This window comes from Nocardia miyunensis NBRC 108239 (genome assembly GCF_001613065.1).
In the GTDB taxonomy this organism is placed as follows: Bacteria; Actinomycetota; Actinomycetes; order Mycobacteriales; family Mycobacteriaceae; genus Nocardia; species Nocardia miyunensis.
Genome location: NZ_BDBQ01000083.1, coordinates 26352 through 52770, shown reverse-complemented (window position 1 = coordinate 52770; position 26419 = coordinate 26352). Strand labels below are relative to the sequence as shown.

The following is a 26419-nucleotide window of genomic DNA, read 5'->3' as shown; positions in this document are numbered from 1 at the left end:
GGCAGCGTTCCGCGCGCGAGCGCCCGCACCGCCGGACTCCGGATGACGCGCCGCATGCAGATATGCCTCGAACAGCGCATCTAGACTCCCGGACATGACGTCTCTGCACGCCTTTCGCGACGACGCGCTCGGCGGATTCGATGCGGTAGCCCTCGCCGAGCAGGTCCGCGAGGGCGCGGTCAGCCCACAGGAACTCGCCGCCGCGGCGATCGAACGCGCACGCCTGGTCGACCCGCGGTTGCACGCGGTGGCGAGCACGATCTACGACGCCCCGCGCCATTCGGACCGCACCGAGTCCGCCCTCTACGGCGTGCCGACATTCGTGAAGGACAACACCGACGTCGCCGGTCTGCCAACCACGCACGGCAGCAATGCCTTTCAGGCCCGGCCGGCCGCGCGGAACGGCGCGTACGCCGAACAGTTCCTCGGCACCGGCCTGTCCCTCATCGGCAAATCCCGGTTGCCGGAGTTCGGTTTCAACGCCACCACCGAGTTCATGACCGAACCACCCGCACGCAATCCATGGCATCTCGACTATTCGACCGGGGCGTCCTCGGGCGGTTCGGCCGCGCTGGTCGCGGCGGGAGTCGTGCCGATCGCGCACGCCAACGACGGCGGCGGGTCGATTCGCATTCCGGCCGCCTGCGTCGGACTCGTCGGACTCAAGCCGAGCCGCGGCCGTCACATCGACGGCGAGCAGGTGCGGCGCCTGCCGATCCACATGATCTCCGAGGGGGTGCTCACCCGCACGGTGCGCGATACCGCCGCATTCCTCGCTGCGGCCGAAAACGTCTGGCGCAACCCGAGTCTCGCGCCGATCGGCGATGTGCGCGGCCCGGCGCGACGCAGGCTGCGGGTCGGGCTGATCACGGAAAGCGTGACCGGCGCCGGCGTGGACGCGCCCACCCGGGCCGCCGTCGAACACACCGTCACCCTGCTCGAGCGGGCCGGTCACATCGTCGAGCCGATCACGTTGCCGGTCACCGCGCAGTTCGCCGCCGATTTCGTCCAATATTGGGCGCTGCTGGCCGATCTCGCGGTCCGCACCGGCCGGCTCATCCTGGACCGGTCCTTCGACGCGACGCGCATCGACGGACTCACTCGTGGCCTGCGGGCGCAGCACCTGCGCACCTTCCACCGGACCCCGAGCGCGCTGTGGCGGCTGCGCCGCGTTCCCGCCGCCTACGCCCGGATGTTCGCTCGGCACGAAGTTGTTGTCTCACCGGTACTTTCGCACACCACCGCACGGCTCGGTTACATCGCGCCGACGGTCCCGTTCCCCGAGTTGATCGACCGGCTCACGAACTACGTGGCATATACGCCGCTGAACAATATCGCCGGGACACCGGCCGTCTCGCTCCCGATGGGCCGCACACCCGAAGGACTTCCGATCGGCGTGCAGCTCTCCGCCGCCTACGGCGACGAACGGACGTTGATCGAGTTGGCGTACCTGCTCGAAGCCGAACATCCGTTCCCGCGTATCGAGAGGGATGCGATCGACGATGCGCAACAGTGAATTTCGTGAGCCAGCAACCCGATATGACGTCCGCCCACCGCTTCCATCTCGAGCATCCGCAACCCGGCCCGTTCCGCGACCACCCCGGCGGCGTCGACGCCGACCTGCGCCCAGGCGAACCAACTGCCGGACCACCCGCCGGTCTCCAGTCTGATCCGATGGCTCTGCAATCCCACACCCGCCGAAGCGAATTCGACGATCGCGACACCGTCCGGCGCAAGCAATTCCCGGACCCGCCGTAGCAGCCGCACGGGATCTGCGCCGATGCCGATATTGCCGTCGGCGAGTAGAGCACAGCGCCACCGCCCCTGGCCCGGCACCGGATCGAACACATCCCGGCACAGTGCGGGAGCGCCTCGTCGGCGGCTGACCGCGATCGCGATGGCATCGGTGTCGATCCCCAGGGCGGGAACTCCGCGCCCCAGCAGGTCGGCGACCAATCTTCCCGGGCCACAGCCGATATCGAGACTCGGACCGTCGCAGTGACGAATGAGCGCCTCATCGGCGCGATGTGCGGCGTCGGGGAACCCCAGCCACCGCCGCATCGGCAACCGCAGCCGCACTCCGCCTTGCGTGCGGGCCCAGACCGGCTCGCCGGCGAGCGCGCTCAGATAGGCCACCGACACATCCGACAACGCCGAGACACCGGCATTTCCCCTGGCGGCCGCCCGCAACTGCCCTGGTACCGGCCCCACGGTCACCGCCGCACCACCCGATCCGACACTCCGCCTTCGCATCGTCCCGGGGACCCGGTACAGCCGCGACCAACTCTCGGCACCACCGGGCCGTCTCCTGAAATCGCATCCATGGCTTCGACGCTAGGACCCCCGGCGGCATTTCAGGGCCCGCAAATCATGACCGAACTCTGACATCCGCCGCAGGCCACGGCGCCGCGCGAGCACCATCGAGGTCGACAGGCTCCCCTGCCCGTGCCACATCACACCCTGCCGAACCGAGAAGGCGGCACAGCGCGACCGGGCCCACCGAAGCGGATGCCACGATCACAGCCAACGAGGGAGCAGCGTTGCTCGAGACCCTGACCATTCACTCGACCGAGCCGCACCAGGATTTTCCCTACGAATGGCTCACGGCCACTGCGGAATTCGCTGTTGATCCGGCAGCCGCGGCGAACGCTCGCATCGTCGATCTCGACCGGGCCCCGCGCACCGGGGACGGGCGCGTCCGGTTCGACGCGGATGTCCGGATGCTGCGCCCGCGGACGGGCGGCAATGGCCGCACCCTGCTCGCGGTGCCGAATCGCGGTATGGCCCTTGGGCTTCCGTGCAATGCGGAACCCACTCCCCTGTCGTTCGATCCGACCGCCGCGCCGTCCGCGGGCGATGCGTTCCCGTTCCGACGCGGCTGGACCGTCGCCTGGTGCGGCTGGCAGTGGGACGTTCGCCGCGAATGCGGTGCGTTGCGGCTCGACGCACCGATCGCCGAGGTCGAGCCCGGCTGATCCACCAGGATCCCCGCACCGGCGAGGATCTGCCCGAGGATCCCGACGCCCGAGCCCACCTGTTCTCCGGCACCGACCACATCGGCCCGGCGCCGGAGATGAAAAAGATCATGCCCCTTGCCAATCCACCGCACGAACTGGATCCCGCACTCGTACTGCGCGCGTTGTTCGTCCAACTCGAACAGTGGGTCTGCGACCGCCGCGAGCCGGGACCGAGCCAGGTCCCCCGCCGCGCGAACGGCACCGCCGCCACCCGCGAACAGGTCCTCGAGCAGATCCGCGCGATATTCCCCGACGCCGCCCTCCCCGATCCCGAACACCTGCCGTGGACGCCGGTCATCGACCCGAACAGCACGGAACTGCCTCTCGCACTGGGCGATCCACTCATCGCCCTGGTCTCGACCGTGGACGAGCACGGCAACGAACTGGCCGGTATCCGTCTCCCCGACCTCGCCGCCGGAACAGCCGCCTACACCGGCTGGAACCCCCGGATCCACATGGACGGCCTCCCCGACGTCCTCTGCGAAATGCTCGGCAGCCGTCTCACTTCCGGATCCCCGACCACCCCGGACACCGCCGCCATACAGGCCGCAGCCAGAGCCTTGGCCGACCACCGCTTCCTACTTCCCGAAGACCTGGACCGAGCCGTCGACCAGTCGAGCAGTTCGACCTGACCCACTGCTCATAGCCATCTCCGCCTGCGCATTCGGACCGCAGCAATATCGATCAGATGGGACGCGAACTCATCGATCACCACCGGAATCTCCCGCTCGGCCGTCACCGCCAGCAGCCCATCGACCGCTTGCCGCCCATCACCCAAGCTGACGGGCAGCGCCGACCCGGTGAATTCGGCAATCGCGTCGCTGAAATACCTCAACGATTCCGTCTCGGTGGCTTGATCGGCGGCGAAGCAGAAGCCACCGGCCGTCTCGCACAACGCCTCCAGCGGGAATGTCTTACCTTGACGCCACCGACCCGACACCACGCCGAGGGTCGCGTGTGGCTGTCCGCTGGTGACGAATCCGGTCAGCGCCTTCCACTCACGTTCCCGGTCGAACCTCGGACGGGGCCGAATCCGCGTCCTATCAAAGATCGGGTCGAGCTCCGTCAACGCCCATCAGAGTCCACTAGTGATACGAAATTGATAATCCGTATCACCCGGACATCACGCCTCGGGGTCGAGAACCACCGCGCGGGTGGCGGTGGCGGCGACCTGTTCGTCGCTCAGGTTGCTGTGGGCGAGTAGGACGTGCGACAGGACGATGCGGACCACGACCTCGGCGGCCTGCACGGGTGTCAGGGCGAGGGCGTCGTCGGCGCGGGCGGCGATCAGGGGTGCGGCCAGGGCGGCGACGGTTTCGACCAGGTTCAATTCCGATTTACCGTGCGTGATGGCGACGTTGATCAGCCATGCTGGTTCGTGATCGCGGATGTATCCGAACGCGGCGTGCTTGCGCAGGTAGCCGAGCGCGAAAAGGGTTACGGCGTGGACGATTCGCGCGGGCGGGGCGAACAGGTCCAGCTCGGTGTACGCGGCGGTGATCATCTTGACCACCTCGCCGCGACCGATGGCGGCGAGCAGGCCGTCCTTGTCGCCGAACTCGCGGTAGGCCGTCGCGCGGGAAACTCCGGCGCGTTCCGCGACGCCGCCGATGGTCAGAGCGCCCAGACCGCTCTCGGCGATCAGCTCGACCGCCGCGTCGTGCAGCACGTCAGAGGATCGAGTCGGTGAGGTCATGCCTATTTTTCTACCTGCACGCCACCTGCCGCCGCGCGCGAACCGGATGACAATGGTTGCGACAACCAACTAACTGAGACTATTCTCCGATCCAGTATCAGTAACCGGCGGTTTCGCACACCGCCGGACAGGCCACGACGCCGGAGGACGCCGATGACCGCACGCGGGCAGGCCCATCCGGCGCGACGCGGACATGCCGTGGTCCTGGGCGCGAGCATGGCCGGGCTGCTCACCGCGCGGGTGCTGAGCGAGAGTTTCGCCTCGGTGACCGTGCTCGAACGCGACGACCTGTCCACCCCCGGCGACCGCCGCGGCGTGCCGCAGGGCAGACATGTGCACGCCCTGCTCGCGCGCGGCGAACGCGTTCTGGCCGAACTGTTTCCGGGCATCACCGCCGAACTGCTCGCCGACGGCGCGGTGCGGTGCCGCTCGCTGACCGAGATGCGGATGAGCATCGCCGGATACACGCTGTCGCAGTCCGACGCCGGATACTCGCTGTTGCAGGCGAGCCGCCCGTTCCTGGAATGGCGTGTGCGGCAACGCGTCCGGGCCCTGCCCAATGTCGAGATCCAGGACCGCCGCACCGCGCTGAACCTGCTGACCGACTCCGCGCGAACCAGGGTCACCGGAGTTCTGGTGCAGCCGGAGCGAGACGACCATCCGCACGAGCTGTTCGCGGATCTTGTGGTGAGTTGCCTGGGCCGCCACGGCCCGATCATCGACTGGCTCGAGGAGCTCGGCTACCCGCGCCCCGCGGAGGAGGGCGTGCGCATCGACATGATGTACGCCAGCCGCTATATCCGCCTGCCGGACGATTCGGCCGCGAACCTGGGCGGCGACAAGGAGATCGTCGTCGCGAACCAGGATCCCGCGCGCGGCCTGGCCCTGTTCGCGGTCGAGGAGGGCAAGCACATCCTGACCCTGATCGGCTACGGCGCGGACCATCCCCCGACCGACCAGGACGGATTCTGGCGATTCGCCTCCTCGGTCGCGCCACCGGACGTCGCCCGGGCGCTGCTGTCGGCCGAATCCGTGAGCGGCATCAGCACCTACCGCTATCCGGCCAATCAACGCCGCCGCTACGAGCGCCTGTCCCGCTTCCCGGACGGGCTGCTCGTCCTCGGCGACGCGGTGTGCAGTTTCAGTCCGGCGTTCGGACAGGGCATGTCGGTCTCGGCAATGCAGGCGATGCAGCTGCGCGAGGTACTCGCCGCGGGCGATCACGATCTGCCGCGCAGGTTCTTCCGCGCCGCGGCCCGAGTCATCGATGACCCCTGGCTGATCACCCGGCTGTTCGACCTCGCGATGCCGCACGTCGATGCCGCGCGCGGGATCCCGATCCAGCTGCTGGGTCTGGCCGCACGCACGGCGATGGCCATCGGTGCGCGGGACGCGACTGTGGGACAACAGATCTCACGCATCGCGGGTCTGCTGGACAGTCCGCTGGCGGTGGCCCGCCCGCCCCTGCTGACCCGGATCGCCGCGAACGGGGCCGTGGTCGGGCTGAATCTCCTGCGTGAGGTCGTGAAACCCGGATATCCGCCCCGGGCAACCGGATTCGACCCGATCCCGCAGACTCCCGCACACGACTTCCACCTGCTTGCGGTCCGCGCGGTCGAGCGCGACACCGTCGACAGCGTGCTGATCGAATTCGAGGTCCCCGATCGGCTCGCGGATCGTTTCGGCTACCTCGCCGGACAGCACGTCGTCATCCGCGGCACCGCCGATGAACGTGCGATCCGGCGCAGCTACTCCCTGTTCGATCCACCCGATGCGGGCCGGTTGCGCATCGCGGTGAAACGGCAGCAGGGCGGCGTCTTCTCCGAGTACGCACTCGAACGACTCACCGCGGGAACGGTTCTGCACGTCGGCGAGCCGGCGGGAGCGTTCACCGCGCGCCGCGATCCGGCGACGGGTCACCACGCCGCCGTCGCCGCGGGCAGCGGGATCACCCCGGTCGCCGCGATCGCCGCCGCCGTCCTCGCGGACGACCCACACAGCCGTTTCACCCTGTATTACGGCAGCCGCGACAGCACGACGATCATGCTCGGCGATCTGCTCACCACACTGACCGCCCGGTTTCCCGGACGGCTGCGGATCGTCCACCACCTGTCCCGCCGAGACGGCACACCCCTACCGTCGGCCACCCCCGGCATCGAATACCGCCACGGCCGCATGGACATCCGCGAACTCCCCGGCCTCGACGCCGACCGCTGGTACCTGTGCGGACCGGACTCGCTGCTCTCGGCCGCCCGCGACGCACTCCTGGACGGCGGCGTCGCACAGTCCCACATACATATCGAGCGTTTCCGGACCCGCGAGCCCGAACCCGCGGCCCCGCAGCCGGATCGGCCGCCGTGCACGGTCACCCTCACCGGCCACGGCGAGGATCTGGTGTTCACCATGCCGCAGGGCGGCCACATCCTCGACGCCGCCCTCGCGCACCGCGAGGATCTGCCCTATTCCTGCCTCGGCGGATCGTGCGGAACCTGCATCGCCACAGTACGATCCGGCACAGTGCGCATGGACGAGGATCCGATGCTCGCGCTCACGTCGGCCGAAATCGCCGACGGCGCGGTCCTGACCTGTCGCAGCGTCCCCGAATCCGCCTCGGTCACGCTGCGGTTCGGCCGCTGAGGCGAGAGTGACCCAGACCGCATTCCGACCGGTTTCCTGCCGCAGGTCTTGCATATGTACTTGCATCCGCTGTTACACTATGGATCTACAGTAAGTACGTGTCAGGTTGCGCCCCAAGGGATTCAGCGGTACCGGCGATATGGCGAAAAAGGTTCATCTGCAGTTGCGATTCCCACTCGGGGGAGCGGTGCTGGACTACCGTGCCGAGAGATCGGTGGCACACCGGGTGGCCGTCGAGCTGAGCCGACACGGGGTCGACGTCTCCATCGACGATAATCTCCGCACCGGCCTGACCGACCTGCCGCACGAGGAACTCTGGTCGGTGTAATCGCTGGCCGGCCAGCCTTTTTCCGACGCTGGCAATTCTTCAGCATCCCGCTGGTTGTGCATATGCATTTTCGAATGTTCTTGCACTGGTACAATTTTCGCGAACCTCGCGGGAATGTGACACCATACCTACCGGCATGCTCACCGCCGGTGTTGACGCGAGCGTGCTCCGCGCCTCGTACGCACCCAGCGCATCTTCTCCAGCCAGGAGTCACCTGCCACATGCAGCACGCCGCACCCACCCCGGGCTCTCGAATGCCGAATACACAGCGTCTCGCCGATCTGCTGTCCGTGATTCGCGCCGAGGAGAAACTCTTACGCGAGCTCGGTAGTCAGGTCGCGGCCATCGCGATCGGAACCGCGCCCAATCCGCCCGGCACCGGCCCGGCGCACCGGGGCCCACGGCCCGAACTGTTCGTCGGTCGGCCCGACGATTTCCTGTGGGAATGGTACGGATTCCCCTGAGCGTCCTTCGAGATGCAGTGCGGCCCGGGGACGTGCTTGACAACGTCGAATCCTTGGGTTCTGCTGGAATTCGGGTGGTTTCGTGCGCTTTTCTGGCGCGGCCGGACCGCATGCCGACGCAAACAGGCCTCTTGGTCCGGCGCCGCCGAGGTAGGCACGTTGTTTTTCTGATCACGATGTCAGGAGGTGTGGTGTCAGGCGACAGGCCAGCACCCGAGGGTATCGACCCGACGAAACCCAATGCCGCTCGCGTGTACGACTATCTGCTGGGGGGCAAGGACAACTACAACGCGGACCGCCTCGTCGCCAAGCGGATGCTGGAAGTCGCTCCGGAGAATCGGACGCTGGCCTGGTTCAGTCGCAAATTCCTCACCGGCGCGGCCCGATTGGCCGCCGACGCCGGTGTGCGGCAGTTCATCGATATCGGTGCTGGCATCCCGACCTCGCCCAGCGTGTACGAGACGGTCGTCGAAGTCGATCCAGCGGTGCGCGTGGCCTCTATCGACTACGACCCGGTCGTCTGTGTGCACGCCGAAGGCATGACGGCGGGCCAGACCGGTATGACACCGATGCTCGCGGACTTCCGCGAACCCGCGGATCTCATCGCGCGCCTGCGCACCGAGGCGGGCATCGATTTCGATCAGCCGGTTGCGCTGCTGATCGTCGGAGTCCTGCACTTCATCATGGACGATGAGCACCCGGCCGAGACCCTGGCGCGATTCTCCGAGGTGATGGCGCCGGGTAGCTACGTAGCCTTCACCCACGGATCCACCGATACCGACGACACGTTCGTCGACCAGACCGCGAGGGATACCAAGGGGAGTACCGCGCAGTTCGTCTTCCGATCGAAATCCGAGGTGGAGAAGCTGTTCAACGGCTTCGACCTACTCGATCCAGGAATCGTGACCGTGCAGGAGTGGCTGGCCGACGACCTGCCACCCACTCGGCTGGTAATTCTGGCCGGCGTCGGGCGCAAGCCCTAGCGGCCGGGGTAGCACCGCATACGCAATGGCCTGTCGGCGACTCGCGGATGCCCGAAGCACATTCCGACATGACGGACGAAACATACTGCCGGACACGCTTTTCCATTTCAGCTTATCCGATTGCTGGCAATTCTCCGGATTTCTTGCGTGCCGTTGTGCGGCGTTATAGCCTTCCTAACCAATCCATTCGAACGATCAATTCACGAGGACCTCCTCGAGGAGCTCCTCGTATTTCACGACAGGGAGCGCGTCGCGTGCGAGCCTCGGTGCGGACACTGGCCCTATTCGCTGCAGTCCTCTTGTCCTGCTGCACAGGAGGACTCGCCCATGCCGACACTGGAGCGGGGACCTGTCGATCCTTTACCGTGCCAGCGGCGAAGGGCCACCTCGCCGCGACTCTCTGCACACCCGCGGGCAAATCGGCGAGCACCGTCATGGTGCTGATGTCGGGCTCCAATTACAACGGCACCTACTGGGATTTCGCCTATCAGCCGCAGACCTACAACTTTCGCGAGGCGATGAACAAGGCCGGTTACGCGACACTGGTGGCCGATCGTCTCGGCAACGGTGCGAGCACCCACCCCGCCGCGCTGACGCTCACCGCCAACGACACCGCGCAGGCACTGCACGGCATCGTTCAGGGCCTGCGGCGCGGACTGGCCGGAGCCGCGCCCTTCGCCAAGGTCGTCAGCGTCGGCCACTCACTGACCTCGGGCACGTCGGTGATGGAGGCCAGTTCCTATCACGACGTGGACGGCGTTGTGCTGACCGGTTATTCGCACGCGCTGAACATCCCCGAAACCCTCGGCGTGGTCTCGACCTACCACCGCGCCGTGGACGATCCGGTATTCGCCGGACACGGTCTGGACGCCGGATACCTGACCACGCGCCCCGGCGCCCGCATGCACGATTTCTTCGACCCCGGCGACGCCGACCCCGCGGTGGTGGCGCAGGACGAGAAGACGAAGGAGATCTTCTCACTCAGCGAATACCCCGACGGTCTGATGTCGACCCTGCCCGGCATGTCCGGCCTGATCAGCGCCCCGGTGCTCATCGTCGACGGCGGCCGGGACCGATTGTCCTGTGGCACAGGCTATTCCGCGTGCTCCTCCGCCGCGACGCTGAAGGCCGAAGAGGCTCCGTACTTCGCGCCCGCGGCCAGGTTGCGGACCTTCGTGCTGCCCGGCAGCGGACACTCGGTGAACCTCGCGCGCAATACCGGCGCGTATCACACCGCGGTTCTCGATTGGCTGGATTCGACCGTCGGACACTGATATTCGGCGCGGCCTCCCAACGCCGAGAAGGCGAAAATCAACGCCCCCACGAGTATTCGGCAAAACTTCAGCAGATCCGCTGGCGCGGAGCGCCATACGCCGGGCGGGCACGCCCCTCGCGCGGCCGCAGTGGCGCGGACCTGGGGACGACCGGTATGGTCGTCGGCACAAGGGGAATGCCGAGGGGATTCGATGCAACAGTTACTCAGGGTCACAGCAAAACGCTGGACATTCTCCTCGTCACGCTCGGTTTTTCGCCCGTTTCGGCGTTACCATGAGCGGGTGCGGTGATGACGGCACGCACATGCGCATGTACCGACGCGGTGTGTGCCAGTGATCGGAAGACAGCGGAGAAAGCCTCATGACGGCAGAACAGACCCAGATCGACCTCGTCACCACACCCTTGGAGCAGCGCGGTCCCACAGCACTGCGCATCATGGTCGGCGGTCAGCTACGCAAGCTACGTGAGGCCCGCAATATCACCCCGCAGGCCGCCGGTGAGCACATCCGTGGTTCGCACGCCAAGATCAGCCGACTCGAACTCGGCCGCACGGGCTACAAGATTCGCGACGTCAACGATCTGCTGACCCTCTACGGCGTCGTCGATCCCACACAGCGCGAATCCTTCCTGCGGCTGGTCGCCATGGCCAACGAGCAGGGCTGGTGGCACGGCTACAGCGATCTGCTGCCGTCCTGGTTCGAGAACTATCTCGGCCTCGAGGGCGATGCGAAATCGATCAGAACCTATGAGGGACAACTGGTCCCGGGCCTGCTGCAAACCGACGCCTACGCCCGCGCGGTCGTCTCGCTCGCACACGGCGAGCGCGAGGTCGACCGTCGCGTCGAGCTGCGGCGCCGGCGTCAGCAGATCCTGGACCTGCACGACGGCCCGACGCTGTGGGCGGTCCTGGACGAATCGGTGCTGCACCGCCCGGTCGGCGGCCGAGAGGTCCTGCGCGAGCAGCTGATCTACCTGGAGCAGATGTCGCACCGCACCAACGTCACCATCCAGGTCCTGCCCTACCGCGCCGGTGGTCACGCCGCGGTCGGCGGTTCGTTCACCATCCTGCGTTTCAACGAGCAGGAGATCCCGGACGTCGTCTACCTCGAGCAGATGGCCAGCGCCCTCTACCTCGACCGCCCCGACGACCTCGAGCTCTACCGTGAGGTCATGGACCGCCTCAGCATCCAGGCCGACCCGCCCGGCCACTCCCAGGAACTCCTGCGCGCCGCCGCAGCCGAACTGGCCTGAGCCCGACCCCGCACACCGCACTCGCCGGAACTGCTCCTGGCCGCAGTGTGCCGGGTCCGAGCACAGCCCTTCCGACTCCGCGCGCACCCTGACGACACGTACACACTCGACTCGACGGCCGATCGAATACTCCTGCGGCACAGACGGTTCCGCCGACGTCGAGCCGTCGATTCGCCACGGGTAACGCCGCAGTCGGCGATTCGCATCCGAGCGGGTCAGGGCCGCACACCAGCGGAACTGCTCCGTGCCACAGGGGATACGCGCCACCGTCGATCCCGATGACATCAACCGATCGGTTACCCACGAGGAACGCAAGCGGCGGCGATTCGCATTCGAGCGAGGCGAGGTCGTGTCCCAGCGGAACTGCTCCGGCTCGAGGCTCGGTCGCGGGTGTTGCTCGTGGCGCGTCGCGCATCCGGCCGATGATCCGGACCGAGGCGGATGTGCTTGTGCGGAATCTGATCTCACGCGCATCGGATATCAGTTCCGCGCGAGGGCAGGGGCGGTGGCGGGTTCGTGCACGTTCGGGGAGAGTGTGGCGGTGTAGAGCGCTTCGATGTCGGTGGCGTACTTCTCGGTGACGACTCGGATCTGCGCCAGCGGAACCGCGTGGACCGGGTCGAACCGCGAAATATGCTCACACGCACTTCTTTCGTATACCAGCTGCGGCGCGGTCGGCGTCGCACCGCGTCCTCGTCGAGGTAGATCGGACCTGCGGGGACCATTGCCGCAGCGAAACATGTTCACACGCAGGTCATTCGGATACCGGCTGCGATCTCCTTCTCTGCTCGATCTCGCGAATGAGTTGGTGGACGGTCGAATCGGCGGCGAGTTTGGCGTCCAGGACGACGTTGATCGCACCGCGGAACAGGGCATAGGGCTCCCAGCTGGCGGGGGCCACCGTGCGGGCGGCGCGGCGGCCGATGCCGTCGGCGATGGTGCGGGCGGCCTGGGTGGCGGTGATGCGGTGGTTCAGCGGCCAGGGCAGCAGGCCGTCGATGCGGCGGCCCAGGTCGTCGGCGTCGAGCATGTCGTGGGTCATGGCCGTTTCGACGATGCCGAAATACGCGACCCCGGCACTGGCTCCCGAGGCGGCCAGCTCCACGCGCAACGCGCGGCCCATCTGCTCGACCGCGGCCTTGCTGATCATGTACGGCGAACCGCCCATCCCGGGTGCGAAGGCCGCGCAGGAGGACACCACCGCGACATGCCCGCGCGAACGCACGATGTGATCCAGCGCCGGGTGCACGGTATTGAACGCACCGGTGAGATTGATACTCATCACCCGGTCGAAATCGGCCGGATCCATCGCGCGCACGGTCGAGGGCACCGGGGTCACACCGGCATTCGCCACGACCACATCGAGGCGGCCGAACTGTTCGATCACCTGGTCGACGGCCGTCGCCATCTGCGCGCGATCCGCGACGTCCGCGCCGATCGACAGTGTGCGCGTGCGCAATTCACGCGCGACCCGCAGCGCGGCCTCGGTATCGATGTCGACCACGACGACGATCGCGCCGCGCTCGTGCAGGATCCGTACGAGCTCGCGGCCGATCCCCTGTCCCGCACCGGTGACCAGCGCGACCTTGCCCGCCACGTCGTACCCGGCCGAGCCGAAGCCCGGGATTCGGAGAAGTCCCATCACGCCACCTCGTACGCGTCGGCATCGAATTTACTTGTGCGACGGCGGTATTCGAAGCTCCAGCTCGGATACAAGCCCGCGTTCTGTCCCTCGGGAGTGGTGTAGTAGCCCTGGCATCCGCCGGTGAGCCAGACCGTGGCCGCACTGCGTTCGCGCATCTCCTCGACGAAGGCGTCCTGCACCTCCGCGCGCACCTCGACCCGCGACGCCGCACGCTCCCGCACGGTCGACAGCGCGTCCACGATGTAGGCGATCTGCGATTCGATCATGAAGATCGCGGACTGATTGCCCGCCGCACCGAACGGTCCCAGCGTGCAGAAGAAGTTGGGGAATCCGGCGACGCTCGTGCCCAGATAGGTCTGCGGCCGTTTGTGATACAGATCCGCGATGGATACGTCCTCGCGCCCGATGATCCGGCCGAACGCGGTCGGGATGGGCGCGAATCCGGTGCCGAAGATGATGGTGTCCACCGGAATCTCGTCCCCGGCGTGGGTCACGATGGAGTGCGCCCGGACCTCGGCGATTCCGTCGGTGACCACCTCGACGTTGTCGCGGTCGAGCGCGGGCAGATACGCGTCGGAGAAGATCGCGCGCTTGCAGCCGATGATGTAGTCCGGCGTCACCTTCCGGCGCAGCCCGAGATCGCGGATCTGCCGCCGCAGCTGGTACCGCCCCATCAGCTCGAACGGATGCCGGAATCGGTTGTCCACGAAGCCGACCAGCCCGAAGCTCTCGATCAGGGTGTACCAGGTGCCGCGAACCGTCTTCCGCGCCAGCGGAAATCGTCGCAGCAGGAAACGCTCGAAACCGAGGGTGGCGCGGTCCATGCGCGGCACGATCCAGGGTGCGGAACGCTGGAACACCGTCAGCTCGGCCACTTTCGGCGCGATCTCCGGCACGAATTGCACCGCCGAGGCCCCGGTACCGATCACCGCGACGCGCTCACCGGACAGATCGTGCTCGTGATCCCAGTGCAGCGAGTGGAAGGTCTTGCCCTCGAAGGTGTCCAGTCCGGGCACCGACGGGAGCTTCGCCTCGGCGAAAATCCCCGCGGCAGAGATGAAGAAGTCGGCGGTGAGATCGCCGCGCGAGGTCTCGATGCGCCACAGCGACGCCTGTTCGTCCCAGCGCGCCCCGAGCATCTCGGTGCCCAGCCGGATGTGCCGGACCACGTCGTGCTCGGTTGCCACCGAACGGATGTAGTCGAGGATCTCGCGCTGCCGGCCGTAGGTGCGCGTCCAGTTCGGATTGGGCGCGAACGAGTAGCTGTACAGTTGCGAGGGCACATCGCAGGCGCAACCCGGATAGGTGTTGGCCTGCCAGGTGCCGCCCAGATCGTCGGCCCGCTCGAGCAGCACCAGATCCTCGAATCCCGCCTCGCGCAACTTGATCGCGAGGCCGATTCCGCCGAAACCCGCGCCGAGGATGACGATTCGATGATGTTCGGCGCTCATCGCCGCGCCTCCTGCTGCGCCTTGGCCGTGATGCCCTGCGCGATGCTCCGGGTGACGATGTTGTTCACCGGACTCGCCACGCCGAGCAGCGGTCGCAGCAGCGGATTGCCCTCGAGGGCGAACGTCCAGGTCAGCCGGGTTCCGCCGGAGGTGCGTTGCAGCACCAGATCCTCCGCGAAACGCCGCAGCCCGGGAATCGAGGCGGCGTCGACGGTGAACGTCATGCGTTCGCCCTCATCCCAGCGATAGAACCGTTCCTCGAGCCGCACCGCACCGCCGAGGGTGACCAGCCGGGTCGTCCCGACGCCGAACGGCCTCGGCGAGAGCCACTTCGAGGCGGTGATCACCGTCGACCAGGACACCAGCGCGTCGTCGGCGGTCAGCATGTCCCAGACCTCTTGCGGGCCGGCGGATATGTCGACGGTATGCACGTAGCGGCGGGCGGCGGTCGCCAGGAACGTGTCGTCCGAGGCGGCCAGTGTGAAGCGTGGAGTCATTGTGGCCGTGAGCCTTTCGCGGATCTACAGATCGAGTACGAGGGGGCCGTCGCAGCGGGAGACGCACACCAGCATGTGGTCCGCACGGTCGGCGTCCGACAGCAGGCGGTCGCGGTGGTCGACCGCGCCGGAGAGCACACCGGACTTGCAGGTGCCGCAGAAGCCCTGGCGGCAGGAGTACGCCGCATCGGGTTTCACGCGCTGGATCGCCGCGAGCGTGGTCTCCTGCGCGCCCACCCGAACCGTGCGGCCCGAACGCGCCAGTGTCACATCGAATTCGCGGCCGTCCCGCACGGGCAGCGGCGAAAAGCGTTCGGTGTGCAGCGATCCCGACGGATTCAGCTCGAACAGGCGACGCTGCGCGGTGTCCAGCACCGGCGGCGGGCCGCAAACATACACCGCCGCACCGGGTTCGGCCTCGGCGAGGATGGCGGCGATATCCGGGATGCCGTGCTCGTCGTCGGTGCGGACCTCCGCGCCCTCGGGCAGTTCGTCCAGGAACGGCATACTCTCGCGGGACCGGCCCAGGTACACCAGCCGCCCACGGGATCCGGCCGCGTGTGCCATCGGCAGGATCGGCGTGATCCCGATACCGGCGGCCACGAACAGATAGGACGGCGCGGTCTCCACGAAGGTGAACGCGTTGCGCGGGCCGCGCAACCGCAGCCGATCACCCGGCCGCAACGTGTGCATCTCCCGCGATCCGCCGTCGCCATCGGCGATGCGGCGCACCGCGATTCGATAGCGGAACCGATCGCGCGGATTGCCGCACAGCGAGTACTGCCGCTGCTGTCCCGAGGGCAGGAAGACATCGACGTGCGACCCGGGGCGCCACGACGGCAGCGGTGCGCCGCCGGGCCGGATCAGGGTAAGGCTGACCACGTCCCGCGCCTCGCCGCGGACCGACTCGACCAGAACGTCCAGATCGAATCCACTGCGCCGCAACGGATTCGGCCGGGATACCGCGGGCGCGGTCACGACCTTCTTGTACACGTCCATCACCACGCCCAGGGCCCGCAGGGCGACCATGGCCTTGTCCACACCGGCGCGCTCGGCGGTCACCTCCGCGACGACCTCGGCCGGCGCGACCGTCCCGGACCCTGACCCGCTCATCCGCGAGCCGCCGGGGAATGCGCCAGATAACGCAGTGCGCTGTCCATCGATCCCAGCTGCGAGGGGTGGAAATTGCGGCTCAGATACCGCGGCATCTCGGTGAAGAACGTGGTGAAGCTCGGAATCACGCCGCGCGCGGTGGCACTGGCGAATTGCCGGAGCCAGTACCGGCCCTTGGCCGGGCTCGGATCCTTGCGGTACAGGTATGCGGTCGAGAAGATGAACAGCGGCAGCAGCAGACCACTGGCCAGCAGGCCGGTGCGGAACCGGCGGGCGTATCCGCCGTCGACGTGCATATAGGCGTCGAACACCACGCTGCGGTGCTCGACCTCCTCCGCGCCGTGCCAGCGCACCAGATCCAGCATCGTCGGGTGCATGCCCAGCTCGGCGAGCACCTCGGACTCGAGCAGCCATTCGCCGATGACGGCGGTGAAATGTTCCATCCCGGCGAACAACCCGAGACGTTCGCGCAGCCATTGCTCCTTGGCCCGCCCGCTCAGGCCGTGATCACCCAGCACCCGGTCGACGAGCCAGGCGACCTTCGACACATAGGACTCCACGTCCAGACCGATGGACTGCAGATGCTTGCGCGCACCCTCGTGGCTGCTGGCGTGCATCGACTCCTGACCGATGAATCCGGTCACCTCTTCGCGTAGGCGCTCGTCGTCGATGTACGGCAGCGCCTCGCCGAGGCACGCGGCCATCGCCCGCTCCCCTTCCGGCAGAACCAGATGCATCACATTCGTGACATGGGTCGCCAGAACTTCTCCGGGAATGTAGTGCATCGGCACCGACGAGAAGTCGAAGTGGACGTCCCGCGGGTGGATCGCGTGCGCTTCTTCCCGGTAGGGGTGCGATGCCGCACCGTCATAAGCCATGCCCCGACCGTACAAGACCACAAATCGCATTGCAATGTTGCAGCAACAAATCGATGAAGATTGTTGCAATCGACGCGGGAGCTGCTAGCGTCGAAGTATGCCCACCGCCTCTCGGACCTCGAAAGAAGCGCCCAAGACCGAGTCCATCGAGGGGCGCATCCTCGACGCCGCCCTCGTGCAGTTCCAGCGTCTCGGCGTCAAGAAGACGACCATCGAGGACGTGGCCCGCCAGGCCGAGGTCGATCGGGTCACGGTCTATCGGCGTATCGGCTCCCGGGAGGATCTGGTGCGTTCGGTGACCGCGCGGGAGGTGCAGGGCGTCCTGGCCGAACTACGCGAACTGCCCGCACAGCACGCCACCATCGAATCCGTGGTGACCGCGGTCTTCGTCACGGTCGTCACGCGCTGGCGCACCCATCCACTGGTCGAGCGCATGATCGCACTGGAACCCGATCGTCTGCTACCCCAACTCACCACTGATGGGGCGTCCTTCTTCACCATGGCCTCCACGGCCAGCACCGCCATCCTGCGCCAAGCCCTGCGCGAACGCGCCCTACCCGACATCCCCGACCTGAGCACACGGGCCGAAATCTGCTGCCGCATAGTGCATTCCCTGATCCTCCAGCCCGTCGGCACGGTCACTCTCGACACCACGGACGACCTGGAGACCTTCGCCCAGCAGTACATCGTCCCCATCGTCGTCGGCTGACCGACGGACCCACTCCGAGGCAACGGAAGTCGACGCCCCCGCACTGCCCGATCGGATCGACGCGACGACGCCCGCAACCGAGCGACATCGCGATGCGCGGATGCCGAACCCGTTGCCGCTGCGATGAATCGGGCTCGGCCGCTCCACCGAACGGACGAGCCGCGGCAACCGAACCCCTCACCATCGCAGTGAATCCAACTCACCTCGCGGCCACCGACCGAACGGCTTGCGCCACAACGCCGCCGCGGCCATCAGACGAACAGTGCCGATTCGGGTCCGGTCCGCTGCCACCGGACCGATGGCCGCAACCGAACTCGACACCGCAACAGTGCATCCAGCTCACTCCACGGCGACCGACCGAATGGCTTCGGTGACCGCAGCGACCGCCATCAGACGCACGGTGTCGACGTGGGCCTCGACCGAACCCGTTGCCGCGGCTATGAATCCGTCGCCGTCGTAGCGGGTGTGCGGTGGGGTCAGGGCGCGAGCCAGGCCGTCGTGGGCTCCCTGGGCGGCGATCAGGCAGCCGGTTTTGTCGAGGCGGGCGTTGGTCAGGACCGCGCCGATCGTGGTGTGGGTGCGGGAGGTGTCGAATTCGAAGGGTTCGCCCATGATCGCGACGGCGTCGAGGGAGATGTCCGCGCGGCCGTCGTCGATATCGCCGAAGGCGTTCACCGCGCACAGCGCCCCGACCACCAGTGGGCCCAATGTTCGCTCGGCATAACCGATTCCGCCGGGACGTCGTCGCTCACCGCGCCACTGCGAGGTGTACGCACCGGTCCCCGCGCCGACGCGCCCGCGCAGGATCTGCGCACCGGCGGCGGCCTGCGCGGCGGCGTAACCGTGCTCGGCGGTCGGCCGGGCGGACGGATCGCCCGCGGCCAGATCGAACAGGGCCATGGTCGGCACCAGCGGCACCGGCCCGGCCGGGGTCGGCACGCCCCGGCCCTGCTCCTCGAGGTAGCGCAGCACCCCGTCGGCGGCGGCCAGACCGAAGGCGGACCCGCCGGTCAGCACGATCGCGTCGATCGTGACCGCGGCCTTGTCCACCGCGAGCGCATCCAGCTCGCGACTCGCCGGCGCCCCGCCGCGCACCTCGCACGAGGCCGTGGTGTGTTCCGGCAACGTCAGCACCGTGCAGCCGGTCTGCGCGGCCGGATCGGACCAGTGCCCGACCCGGATACCCGGAATTCCGATCGTCATGTGCACCCTCCTTCGCGGCAATGTCCCGGCGATCATCGCATTCATCGGCCGGAATTCCGTTGCGCCACAGCACCGCCACTGCCGTCGACCTGGACCCCGCCGCGGGGCAGCCCCCTTCCGTCAGGCGGCGATCTCCCCGCGGGAGAACTCGAGTTCAACGTACGACGGTGTCGTCGGATGTCGAGCCGTGCATCCCGGGCGGCCCCTCTCGGTATCGACGGCGACGCTCGTTGCGACCCCGCGTCTATCGCGAGAATGGAACCGGCCCGCAACGCGGTCGGGACAGGTCGGAGGGCCCGCATCGCGAGTCCTCCGACCTACACAACGCATCGCTCGAAAGTCGCCCTGCGCCCCGAGACAGCGACTCTCGTTACACCCCAACGCCTATCGCTTCGGCGCGGTGAGGTCGTAGACGCTCGTGCCGTCGACGGTGGTCGGGGTGTAGTGCTGCTCGACCCAGGTGGTGATCTTCGTCGCCTCGGAGTCGGCGTCGTGGCGCGGGCCGCGGTCTTCCTCGGCGATGAAGTAGTGGATGCGGCCCTGGGCGACGTACTGCTGGAATTGCGCCAGGGTGGGGGCGGGGTCGCCGCCGCTGAATCCGCCGATGGACATGACGGGCACGTCCGCGGCGAGCTGATAGCTGTTGGCGCCGTGCGAACTGACCGCCGAACCGGCCCAGGTGAACCGGCCCGCATCGGATTTCAGCAAAGCGACGATCTGCGACGACGGACCCGAGCCCCAGCCCGGCCCGCCGTGTCCGCGACCCGGCTTCGCCGCGTCAGCCGGTTTGTCGGCCTTCCCAGGCTGTGCGGCGTTCCCCGGTTGGGCACCGTTCGCGGGCTGTGCACCACCAGCGTTGCTCCCCGGACCATCGCCGCCCTTGTGCCCACCCTGGGGCCCCCACCCCGTCCCCGGAACCTGCGGCCCCGCACCGCCGAACCCACCCGAGTCGGACGAATTCGCCAGCGTGTCAACGGTGTACGACACCGGCCCGGCCAGCCCCACCAGCACCGCCAGCACGGCCGCCGCGATCCCGGCGCGCGTCCGCACGACCAACCCCACCGCCGCGACGATCCCGGCGACGAGCACCACCCACCGCAACCACGGCACGAAATCCGTTGTGCGCGAGAGCGTCACCCATGCCATCGCCACGGTGAGCAGCACACTCACCGCGAGTACCGCACGCACCCAGCCGCGTTCACGCGCCCGCCACACCAGCACGCCCGCGCCGCCGACGAGCGCGGCGACCGCCGGGGCCATGGTCATCGTGTAGTACTGGTGGAATGTCCCGTTCATGAAGCTGAACACCAGCCCGGACACGACCAGCCACCCGCCCCACAGCACAAGCGCACCGCGCACGCTGTCGGTCCGGGATCCCCTGCCGCGCAACACGAGCCCCGTGACGAGCAACACCAGCGCGGCCGGAACCAGCCAGGTGATCTGCCCGGCCAGTTCGGGCCCGAACAGTCGTGTGATGCCCGGTTCCCCGGCGCGGGGTCCGAATCCGGAGGTGTCCAGCCGCTGGATCCCGTTGTAGCCGACGGTCAGGTCCAGGATCGAATTGTTCTCCGAACCACCGAAATACGGCCGCGAGTCCGCGGGCCACAGCTGCGCGATCAGCACCCACCATCCGGCGGCGACCAGCAGTCCCGCGACCGCGGCACACAATTGCGCGATCCGCTTGCCCAGCCGCGGCGGACCGGCCACCAGATAGGCCAGCGCCAGCCCCGGCACCACCAGCATCACCTGCAATTGCTTTGCCAGGAAACCCAATCCGACGAACGCACCGCACAGCACGAGCCACCGCCAGCGCCCGTCACCAAGCGCCCGCGTCATCGCCCAGGCCGCGGCGATGATCAGGAAGGTGAGCATCGCATCGGGATTGTTGTACCGGAACATCAGCGCCGCCACCGGCGTCAACGCCAGCACCAGGCCCGCCAGCAACCCCGCGGCGGGCCCGAACACGCGCCGCACGGTCGCCCACAGCAAAGCCACCGAGGCGACGCCCAGCACGACCTCAGGCAAGAGCATGCTCGCACTGCTGAATCCGAAGATCCGCCCGGACAGTTCCATCGGCCACAGCGACAGCGGCGTCTTGTCGACCGTGACGATATTTCCGGGATCCAGCGACCCGAACAGGAACGCCTTCCACGACAACGTCCCGGATTGCACCGCGGCGGCATAGAACTCGTTCGCCCAGCCCCCGGCGGTGAGGTTCCAGCAGTAGGCCGCGGCCGTTCCGATCAGCAGCAGGGCCAGAATCAAGCGTTCACGTGGAATTCCGGGCCCGGACGAGGTGGGCACGGCCGCTGGGCGCGCGGCGGCCCCGGGTTCCGCGGTGGCAGTCTCGGTCATGATCGGCAATCCTGGTCGATCACCCTGCTAGAGCTCTCAACCGACACTGGGAGAACTCTGTGAGCCCCCGCCGCCTCGGCTCCTGCCGGAGAACGATGGACGCCCACCGGCAAAAAAATTTCCGAGGTTCCTTTTCCGGCGGGCGCCCGAAATCAATTGTAGTAGTGTCATGTCCCGATGCCAGAGTTGTTTCCTTCAAGCAGCTTCCGGATCGAGAATTACCCGATACCGCCATTGTCCACAGCATCTCGGGCAATCATCGAAATTACATTCGAACCGGTCAGTTCGTCGCAACCCGACCGAGCGCGAGCAACGACGTATTCGACCGTAACGAACGCGTCGTCCGCGCATTGTGTCTGGATTCCTCCGATTTCTGCTGCTGCTCCTCCGAATCGGGTTGCCACGCGGGACTGTTCCGCGCTGCCAGCGCACGCGATATCTGCGCACCCGCAGTGCGCAACAATGGCACCATCGCCCGCGCGCCATCGGTATTCGGCACTATCGCAGACAATGACGCCACAACCTCCCGGGTACTCGACCGCAACGGCACGGAGATCGCGGCGTTCGCGGGATCGATCAGTCCGGGACAGAACGCCGCACCGGTCCGGCGAATCTCGCTCAGCAATGCGCGCAGGGCGTTCGGCTCGGTCACCGTGCGCGCCGACAGCGCGGGCAGCGGGCCCGCAAGCACGGCCTCCTGCACCACCGGGGGCCCGTAGGCGAGCAGTACCAGTCCCGCCGCGGAGGCGTGCAGCGGCAGCCGCGATCCCGGCCCGCGCAATACGGTCTGCACCGCATTGGGTGCGGACAACGTCTCGATGAACATCGCCTCCGAGCCCTGCCGCACGCTCAGGTTCACGTTCTGCCCGATTCGGGCGCTGAGCTCGGTCATGAACGGCACCGAGGTTCGCACCAGATCCCGGGTGGGCGCGGCCCGGGAGACCAGTTCCCACATCCGCAGCCCGATCCACACCCGCCGGTCGGCGTCGCGCTGCAACCACCCCCGTTCGACCAGTTCGGACACCATCCGCGAAACCGTCGGTAACGAAAGGCCCGTTCGTTTCGACAACTCTGAGACAGTGATGACCGGACTGTCGTCCTCGAACGCCTCGAGGAGGCGGGCCAATCGCGAAAAAACGGACTCACCGTTGGAATATCTGGCCATCTACGACTTACCTTCCGGTATATCCGGGACACGCAGCATCGGTCCGCGGCGTTGCGGACGCGACAGGTCCGACTTTGTCGTATGGGGCTGGAAACCTCCTGCCCAAAAGCTTAGAATCCACTGTGCGTCAGGCTTTGTTGTAACCAAGGAAATCCATCGCGTGTCCGTTTTCATACAGAAAAAAACCTCCACCGTGACAACGAACACAATTCACGGTGGAGGTTTATTCTATTTGTCCGAATTATCCGATGTCCGAATCATCCGATACTGAAGGGCTTCCCCCAGACCGTCACATATCCGATCGACGAGTTCGTGTACACCTTCGCCTGAGCGAACGAACGCGCCTGGGCGTACCCGCCACAACCGTCCACGGCGAAGGTCTCGTTGTGCCAGGTCACACTCTGATGCGGCCCCTTCACCTGCTGGAAATTGTTGTGCGAATCGGCGCCGAAATCGTCCGGCGCCTCGACATCCAGCAGATTCAGCACCTTGGCCTGTCCCGCCGCGATCGTCAGGGTGGTCGAGGCCCCGCCGGTGGCCGAGACGGTCGCCGGGCTGGTGCTCAGGTCAGCGTCACCGCTGGCGTTGACACCGGGCTCGATGCCGCCGCTCAGATCGACCTGGCAGCCGACGATATAGCCGACGATCAGCCTGGTCGCGGTCTTCGGATCCTTCGCTTCCCCGCCGGTCAGATTGACCTCGGCATGGCCGCTGGTCCACGCGTTCCGGCTCAGCGGGGTGCCCTGCAGGGAGGGGTTGATATTCGCCGATTCGCCGGTGATGTCGACGTTCACGACGGTCCCGTCACCGATGGTCCGGGTGATGTGCCCGCCCGGCAGCGGTACGAAGGTGTCGGCGTTCGCCGCGCCCACGGAGAAGTATCCGAACGCGGCGGCCGCGGCCAGCCCGATGCCGGCCGTCCGGGCCAATAGGCCCATGCGAAAAGTATTCATGTGAGTATTCCTCGATCGAGATTCGCCGTAGCGAAATGCTGTGAGTGACAGGCGAACTCAGCCGAGGCTGAACGGCTGGCCGTAGAGGGTGGTCTTGGAGTAGTCGGGCCCGACGATTTCCACCGTCACCACCTGACGTGCCTGGGCATAGCCCCCGCACCCCTGGATATCGACCTGTTGATCCTGCAGATCGAACGTGTATCGACCCGAGGAGGTCATATCCTTCTCGTCGAAATTCACCCACTTCACCTGTCCGGGCGAGAGCGGCACCGACAATGAACCCGACAGGTCCGGTGTGGTGCTGATCGAGCCCGACAGCGACGCCGAGAAGCTACCCAGGGAGACCTGGCAGCCCACGAGGTAACCGACCGCCATGGTCGAGGCGCCGTGCGTCGAGGAATTGTTGGTACCGGCATTGTTCTCCGGCCCGTTCCACGGTCCGACCGTGCCGGGCGGCGTCGTCACGTTCGCGGCGATGTGCGAGGTCAACCAGGCCACGCGGCCCGCCCCGTTCGCCGCCAGCGACGGCGAGATGTTCACACTGTTTCCGACGCTATCGATGGAAACACCCGGGTCCACGATGTGTCCGTCCGGCAACGGCACAAACGTGTCCGCGTTCGCGGCTCCCGTTGATAGAAAGCCGATCGCGGCGCTCACCGCCGCCGCTATGCCGGCGGCCCGGAGCGCCCGGGTCCCGGCACGACGATATTCCCTCATCTGTTGTCCCTCACTACCTTCATCGGTCTACCCCGCGTGAGCGGGGCAATCGTGTGGCGCGTGGGCGGTTACGCCTTCGAATTCGCAATCCGCCGAACACGCACCGAGCCGAACGGTAGCCCAAATCACTATTTACATCAGTCGCACTTTCCTTGATTACACTATCTATCATTGAAATTCGAATCGCGGCATTTTCTTCAAGGAAATTCTTCCTTCAATGAAAAGGGAGTGGCGAAACCAAGGAATTCGAGGCGATGCTGGTAGTGGCCCGTACGGAGGGCAGGACAAGCACTCGTCGAGCACGCACCCGGTACTGCAGCCGGACTCTCGCGACCTGCCGCCGTAAGACCACCGGGCCTGTGCGCGTGCCCGCCGAAGTGTATGTCCCCTCATCATATTTCGGCGGGCACGCAACCTCCCCCTCTACTTCCAAGGCGGAAGCCCTTCCCGGGCGGAAGTCTTCCGATTCGGAAGTGTCCTCTCCGGCGGAAGGCCCCTCTCAGGCGAAAGCAGGTTGCAGTGCGACGTGTCCGCTTCTTCCCGATCGTGGCCGGGCTCACCCTCGCACTCGGCCTCGGTGTCCCCGGAATCGCCTATGCCGCAACGGCTTCCACCGCCTGCCTGTGGGATGGATCACCGCACACCGATGGTTTGGCGATCTCCTCCGGCGGCTGGAACTTCCGCTGCACCGACGATCAGGGGACGCCGACCTGGCAGTCGTCCGGACGCACGACCGCGCACAGCACGGTGCCGGTGCCGGGCGCGGACACCAATCCGACCGGACTGTTCAGTGTCGGCGCGCGCCAGCCCGGCACCGCCTACGACGACTACTGTGTCGGCGATCAGCTCATCCCCGGCACCGACGACGTCTACGAGGCGTACTCCGGCGGCGACGGCCACCTCTACTGGCACGCGGTCGCCCCGATCTCGCAGTGGTCCTTCGATCCCGGCGCGGCCCGCCCCGCCCCGACGACCCGCACCGGAAGCCTGTGCCACGACAGCAATCTGACCTGACCAACCGGTAGGAAATTCGCTTTTGCCGCCCGCTACGAGCAGACTTCTTCGAATGGACCAGGAGAACGGGCCGAAACCCGGATTGTTCAGCCACAGCACCGTCACGGTGCCCACCCCAGCGAGCGCCACCACCGAGGCGAAGGCGCAACGCCCCGTCTTCAGCAGCGCCCCCAACGCGCAGCCCGCCGAACCCGCCGACGGCGACCACTGAACCCCCTGCCCGAATGCCCGATCGGCGATTACGGTTGTCCCGAGACCATCACCTCACCTCAGGAGAGCTGACTGCCGTGAACGCACTCGCCGACAAGGCCACGAAATTCCTCGCCCTGCACAAGCCCGGTGAACCGGTGATCCTGCCGACCGTCTGGGACGCCTGGTCGGCGAACCTGGTGCAGCAGGCCGGATTCGCGGCGCTGACCGTGGGCAGCCACCCGCTGGCCGATTCGCTGGGCAAACAGGACAAGGAGGGCATGACCTTCGCCGAGTCGCTGGCCCGGGTCCGCGAGATCACCGCTGCCGTCGAGATCCCCGTCTCGCTCGACATCGAGGCCGGATACGGCCGCAAGCCCGCCGAACTCATCGAGGGCCTGGTCGAGATCGGCGTGGTCGGCCTCAACATCGAGGACACCGTGCACAGCGAGGGCGGCCGCCTGCGCGAGCCGCAGGAGCACGCCGATTTCGTCGCCGCCCTGCGTCAGGCCGCCGACGCCTCCGGCGTGCACGTGGTGATCAACGCCCGCACCGATCTGTTCCTGCGCCAGGACGGCGACGAGTCCGACCGCACCGACCGCGCCATCGCCCGCCTCCGCCTGGCCGCCGACGCGGGCGCCGACGTCCTCTACCCGGTCGGCCGACACGCCCCGGAAACCCTGCGCCGCTTGACTTCCGAGCTCCCCCTCCCGGTCAACGCAATCTCCACCCCAGACCAGAACGACCGCGCGTACTTCGCCGAGGCGGGCGCCGCGCGAGTCAGCTTCGGCCCGTTCCTCCAGGCCGCCCTCGCCACCGAAACCAACCGCCTGCTCCAGCGCTGGAGCTGATTTCCCCCGGATCCGGGGCGGCCCGTCG

General features: G+C 67.1%; 26 protein-coding genes. 13 read left to right on the top strand and 13 right to left on the bottom strand.

The features are described from left to right. Window positions 1-94 precede the first annotated feature (94 nt). Window positions 95-1516, top strand: coding sequence for an amidase (locus tag NM2_RS33440; protein ID WP_067677294.1), 1422 nt, complete (start codon window positions 95-97; stop codon window positions 1514-1516). Here the strand turns inward: NM2_RS33440 and NM2_RS33435 are convergent. Next, window positions 1414-2217 (bottom strand): methyltransferase domain-containing protein, encoded by an 804-nt coding sequence (locus tag NM2_RS33435; RefSeq protein ID WP_157121458.1) that lies wholly within the window; start codon window positions 2215-2217, stop codon window positions 1414-1416. The genes NM2_RS33440 and NM2_RS33435 overlap by 103 nt on opposite strands. A gap of 323 nt (window positions 2218-2540) precedes the next feature. Here NM2_RS33435 and NM2_RS52010 point away from each other — a divergent pair, with 323 nt between their 5' ends. After that, window positions 2541-2975, top strand: coding sequence for a hypothetical protein (locus NM2_RS52010; protein ID WP_067677292.1), 435 nt, complete (start codon window positions 2541-2543; stop codon window positions 2973-2975). Then, window positions 2924-3649, top strand: a complete 726-nt coding sequence (locus tag NM2_RS33425; protein ID WP_067677290.1) for an alpha/beta hydrolase domain-containing protein — start codon at window positions 2924-2926, stop codon at window positions 3647-3649. The genes NM2_RS52010 and NM2_RS33425 overlap by 52 nt, the downstream gene beginning before the upstream one ends. An 8-nt stretch (window positions 3650-3657) precedes the next feature. On the opposite strand, the gene NM2_RS33420 is transcribed toward NM2_RS33425, so the two are convergent. After that, window positions 3658-4086, bottom strand: a complete 429-nt coding sequence (locus NM2_RS33420; RefSeq protein ID WP_067677288.1) for an ATP-binding protein — start codon at window positions 4084-4086, stop codon at window positions 3658-3660. 54 nt (window positions 4087-4140) lie between these two features. Beyond that, a complete protein-coding gene (locus NM2_RS33415; protein WP_067677286.1) occupies window positions 4141-4713 on the bottom strand; it encodes a TetR/AcrR family transcriptional regulator in 573 nt (190 codons plus the stop codon). Window positions 4714-4866: 153 nt separating this feature from the next. Here NM2_RS33415 and NM2_RS33410 point away from each other — a divergent pair, with 153 nt between their 5' ends. The 6 genes from NM2_RS33410 (at window position 4867) to NM2_RS33385 (ending at window position 11651) form a co-directional block, all read left to right on the top strand. Further along, entirely contained in the window at window positions 4867-7350 is a 2484-nt protein-coding gene (locus tag NM2_RS33410) for an FAD-dependent monooxygenase (protein WP_067677285.1), read from the top strand. A gap of 139 nt (window positions 7351-7489) precedes the next feature. Next, window positions 7490-7678 carry a hypothetical protein gene (locus NM2_RS33405; protein WP_067677283.1) on the top strand — a complete coding sequence of 63 codons (189 nt, stop codon included), beginning with the start codon at window positions 7490-7492 and terminating at the stop codon, window positions 7676-7678. A gap of 221 nt (window positions 7679-7899) precedes the next feature. Continuing rightward, complete coding sequence (locus NM2_RS33400) at window positions 7900-8142, top strand: hypothetical protein (protein WP_157121457.1); 243 nt, start codon at window positions 7900-7902, stop codon at window positions 8140-8142. A 191-nt stretch (window positions 8143-8333) separates the two neighbouring features. Beyond that, complete coding sequence (locus NM2_RS33395) at window positions 8334-9125, top strand: SAM-dependent methyltransferase (RefSeq protein ID WP_084531825.1); 792 nt, start codon at window positions 8334-8336, stop codon at window positions 9123-9125. Between the two features lie 365 nt (window positions 9126-9490). Then, entirely contained in the window at window positions 9491-10399 is a 909-nt protein-coding gene (locus tag NM2_RS33390; RefSeq protein ID WP_245718332.1) for an alpha/beta hydrolase, read from the top strand. Window positions 10400-10760: 361 nt separating this feature from the next. After that, complete coding sequence (locus NM2_RS33385) at window positions 10761-11651, top strand: Sco1979 family transcriptional regulator (RefSeq protein WP_067677275.1); 891 nt, start codon at window positions 10761-10763, stop codon at window positions 11649-11651. 754 nt (window positions 11652-12405) lie between these two features. On the opposite strand, the gene NM2_RS33375 is transcribed toward NM2_RS33385, so the two are convergent. From NM2_RS33375 to NM2_RS33355, 5 genes are all read right to left on the bottom strand, one after another. Beyond that, window positions 12406-13293, bottom strand: coding sequence for a short-chain dehydrogenase/reductase (locus NM2_RS33375; protein WP_067677271.1), 888 nt, complete (start codon window positions 13291-13293; stop codon window positions 12406-12408). Beyond that, on the bottom strand, window positions 13293-14747 hold the full coding sequence (locus tag NM2_RS33370; RefSeq protein WP_067677269.1) for a flavin-containing monooxygenase: 1455 nt from the start codon (window positions 14745-14747) through the stop codon (window positions 13293-13295). The genes NM2_RS33375 and NM2_RS33370 overlap by 1 nt, the downstream gene beginning before the upstream one ends. Then, on the bottom strand, window positions 14744-15244 hold the full coding sequence (locus NM2_RS33365; protein ID WP_067677267.1) for an SRPBCC family protein: 501 nt from the start codon (window positions 15242-15244) through the stop codon (window positions 14744-14746). Before NM2_RS33365 ends, NM2_RS33370 begins: the two co-directional genes overlap by 4 nt. A gap of 24 nt (window positions 15245-15268) precedes the next feature. Beyond that, window positions 15269-16273: a PDR/VanB family oxidoreductase gene (locus NM2_RS33360; RefSeq protein ID WP_067677356.1), complete on the bottom strand. Its 1005-nt coding sequence runs from the start codon at window positions 16271-16273 to the stop codon at window positions 15269-15271. Between the two features lie 80 nt (window positions 16274-16353). After that, window positions 16354-17235: a metal-dependent hydrolase gene (locus NM2_RS33355; protein WP_084531824.1), complete on the bottom strand. Its 882-nt coding sequence runs from the start codon at window positions 17233-17235 to the stop codon at window positions 16354-16356. Between the two features lie 97 nt (window positions 17236-17332). Here NM2_RS33355 and NM2_RS33350 point away from each other — a divergent pair, with 97 nt between their 5' ends. Further along, on the top strand, window positions 17333-17944 hold the full coding sequence (locus NM2_RS33350) for a TetR/AcrR family transcriptional regulator (RefSeq protein WP_067677263.1): 612 nt from the start codon (window positions 17333-17335) through the stop codon (window positions 17942-17944). A gap of 339 nt (window positions 17945-18283) precedes the next feature. On the opposite strand, the gene NM2_RS33345 is transcribed toward NM2_RS33350, so the two are convergent. From NM2_RS33345 to NM2_RS33325, 5 genes are all read right to left on the bottom strand, one after another. Next, window positions 18284-19147, bottom strand: coding sequence for a P1 family peptidase (locus NM2_RS33345; RefSeq protein WP_067677261.1), 864 nt, complete (start codon window positions 19145-19147; stop codon window positions 18284-18286). Between the two features lie 384 nt (window positions 19148-19531). Next, window positions 19532-21502 carry a glycosyltransferase family 39 protein gene (locus tag NM2_RS33340; RefSeq protein WP_084531818.1) on the bottom strand — a complete coding sequence of 657 codons (1971 nt, stop codon included), beginning with the start codon at window positions 21500-21502 and terminating at the stop codon, window positions 19532-19534. Window positions 21503-21782: 280 nt separating this feature from the next. Continuing rightward, on the bottom strand, window positions 21783-22667 hold the full coding sequence (locus NM2_RS33335; protein ID WP_084531817.1) for an IclR family transcriptional regulator: 885 nt from the start codon (window positions 22665-22667) through the stop codon (window positions 21783-21785). A 257-nt stretch (window positions 22668-22924) separates the two neighbouring features. Beyond that, window positions 22925-23620 carry an MspA family porin gene (locus tag NM2_RS33330; RefSeq protein WP_067677257.1) on the bottom strand — a complete coding sequence of 232 codons (696 nt, stop codon included), beginning with the start codon at window positions 23618-23620 and terminating at the stop codon, window positions 22925-22927. Between the two features lie 57 nt (window positions 23621-23677). Further along, window positions 23678-24337 (bottom strand): MspA family porin, encoded by a 660-nt coding sequence (locus tag NM2_RS33325; protein ID WP_067677255.1) that lies wholly within the window; start codon window positions 24335-24337, stop codon window positions 23678-23680. Window positions 24338-24856: 519 nt separating this feature from the next. On the opposite strand from NM2_RS33325, the gene NM2_RS33320 reads away from it, so the two are divergent. The 3 genes from NM2_RS33320 to NM2_RS33315 all read left to right on the top strand — a co-directional run bounded on the left by NM2_RS33320 (window position 24857) and on the right by NM2_RS33315 (window position 26391). Then, on the top strand, window positions 24857-25351 hold the full coding sequence (locus tag NM2_RS33320; protein ID WP_067677253.1) for a hypothetical protein: 495 nt from the start codon (window positions 24857-24859) through the stop codon (window positions 25349-25351). Window positions 25352-25403: 52 nt separating this feature from the next. Beyond that, on the top strand, window positions 25404-25562 hold the full coding sequence (locus NM2_RS49540; protein ID WP_157121456.1) for a hypothetical protein: 159 nt from the start codon (window positions 25404-25406) through the stop codon (window positions 25560-25562). A gap of 76 nt (window positions 25563-25638) precedes the next feature. Then, on the top strand, window positions 25639-26391 hold the full coding sequence (locus NM2_RS33315) for an isocitrate lyase/PEP mutase family protein (protein WP_439956954.1): 753 nt from the start codon (window positions 25639-25641) through the stop codon (window positions 26389-26391). Window positions 26392-26419 lie beyond the last annotated feature (28 nt).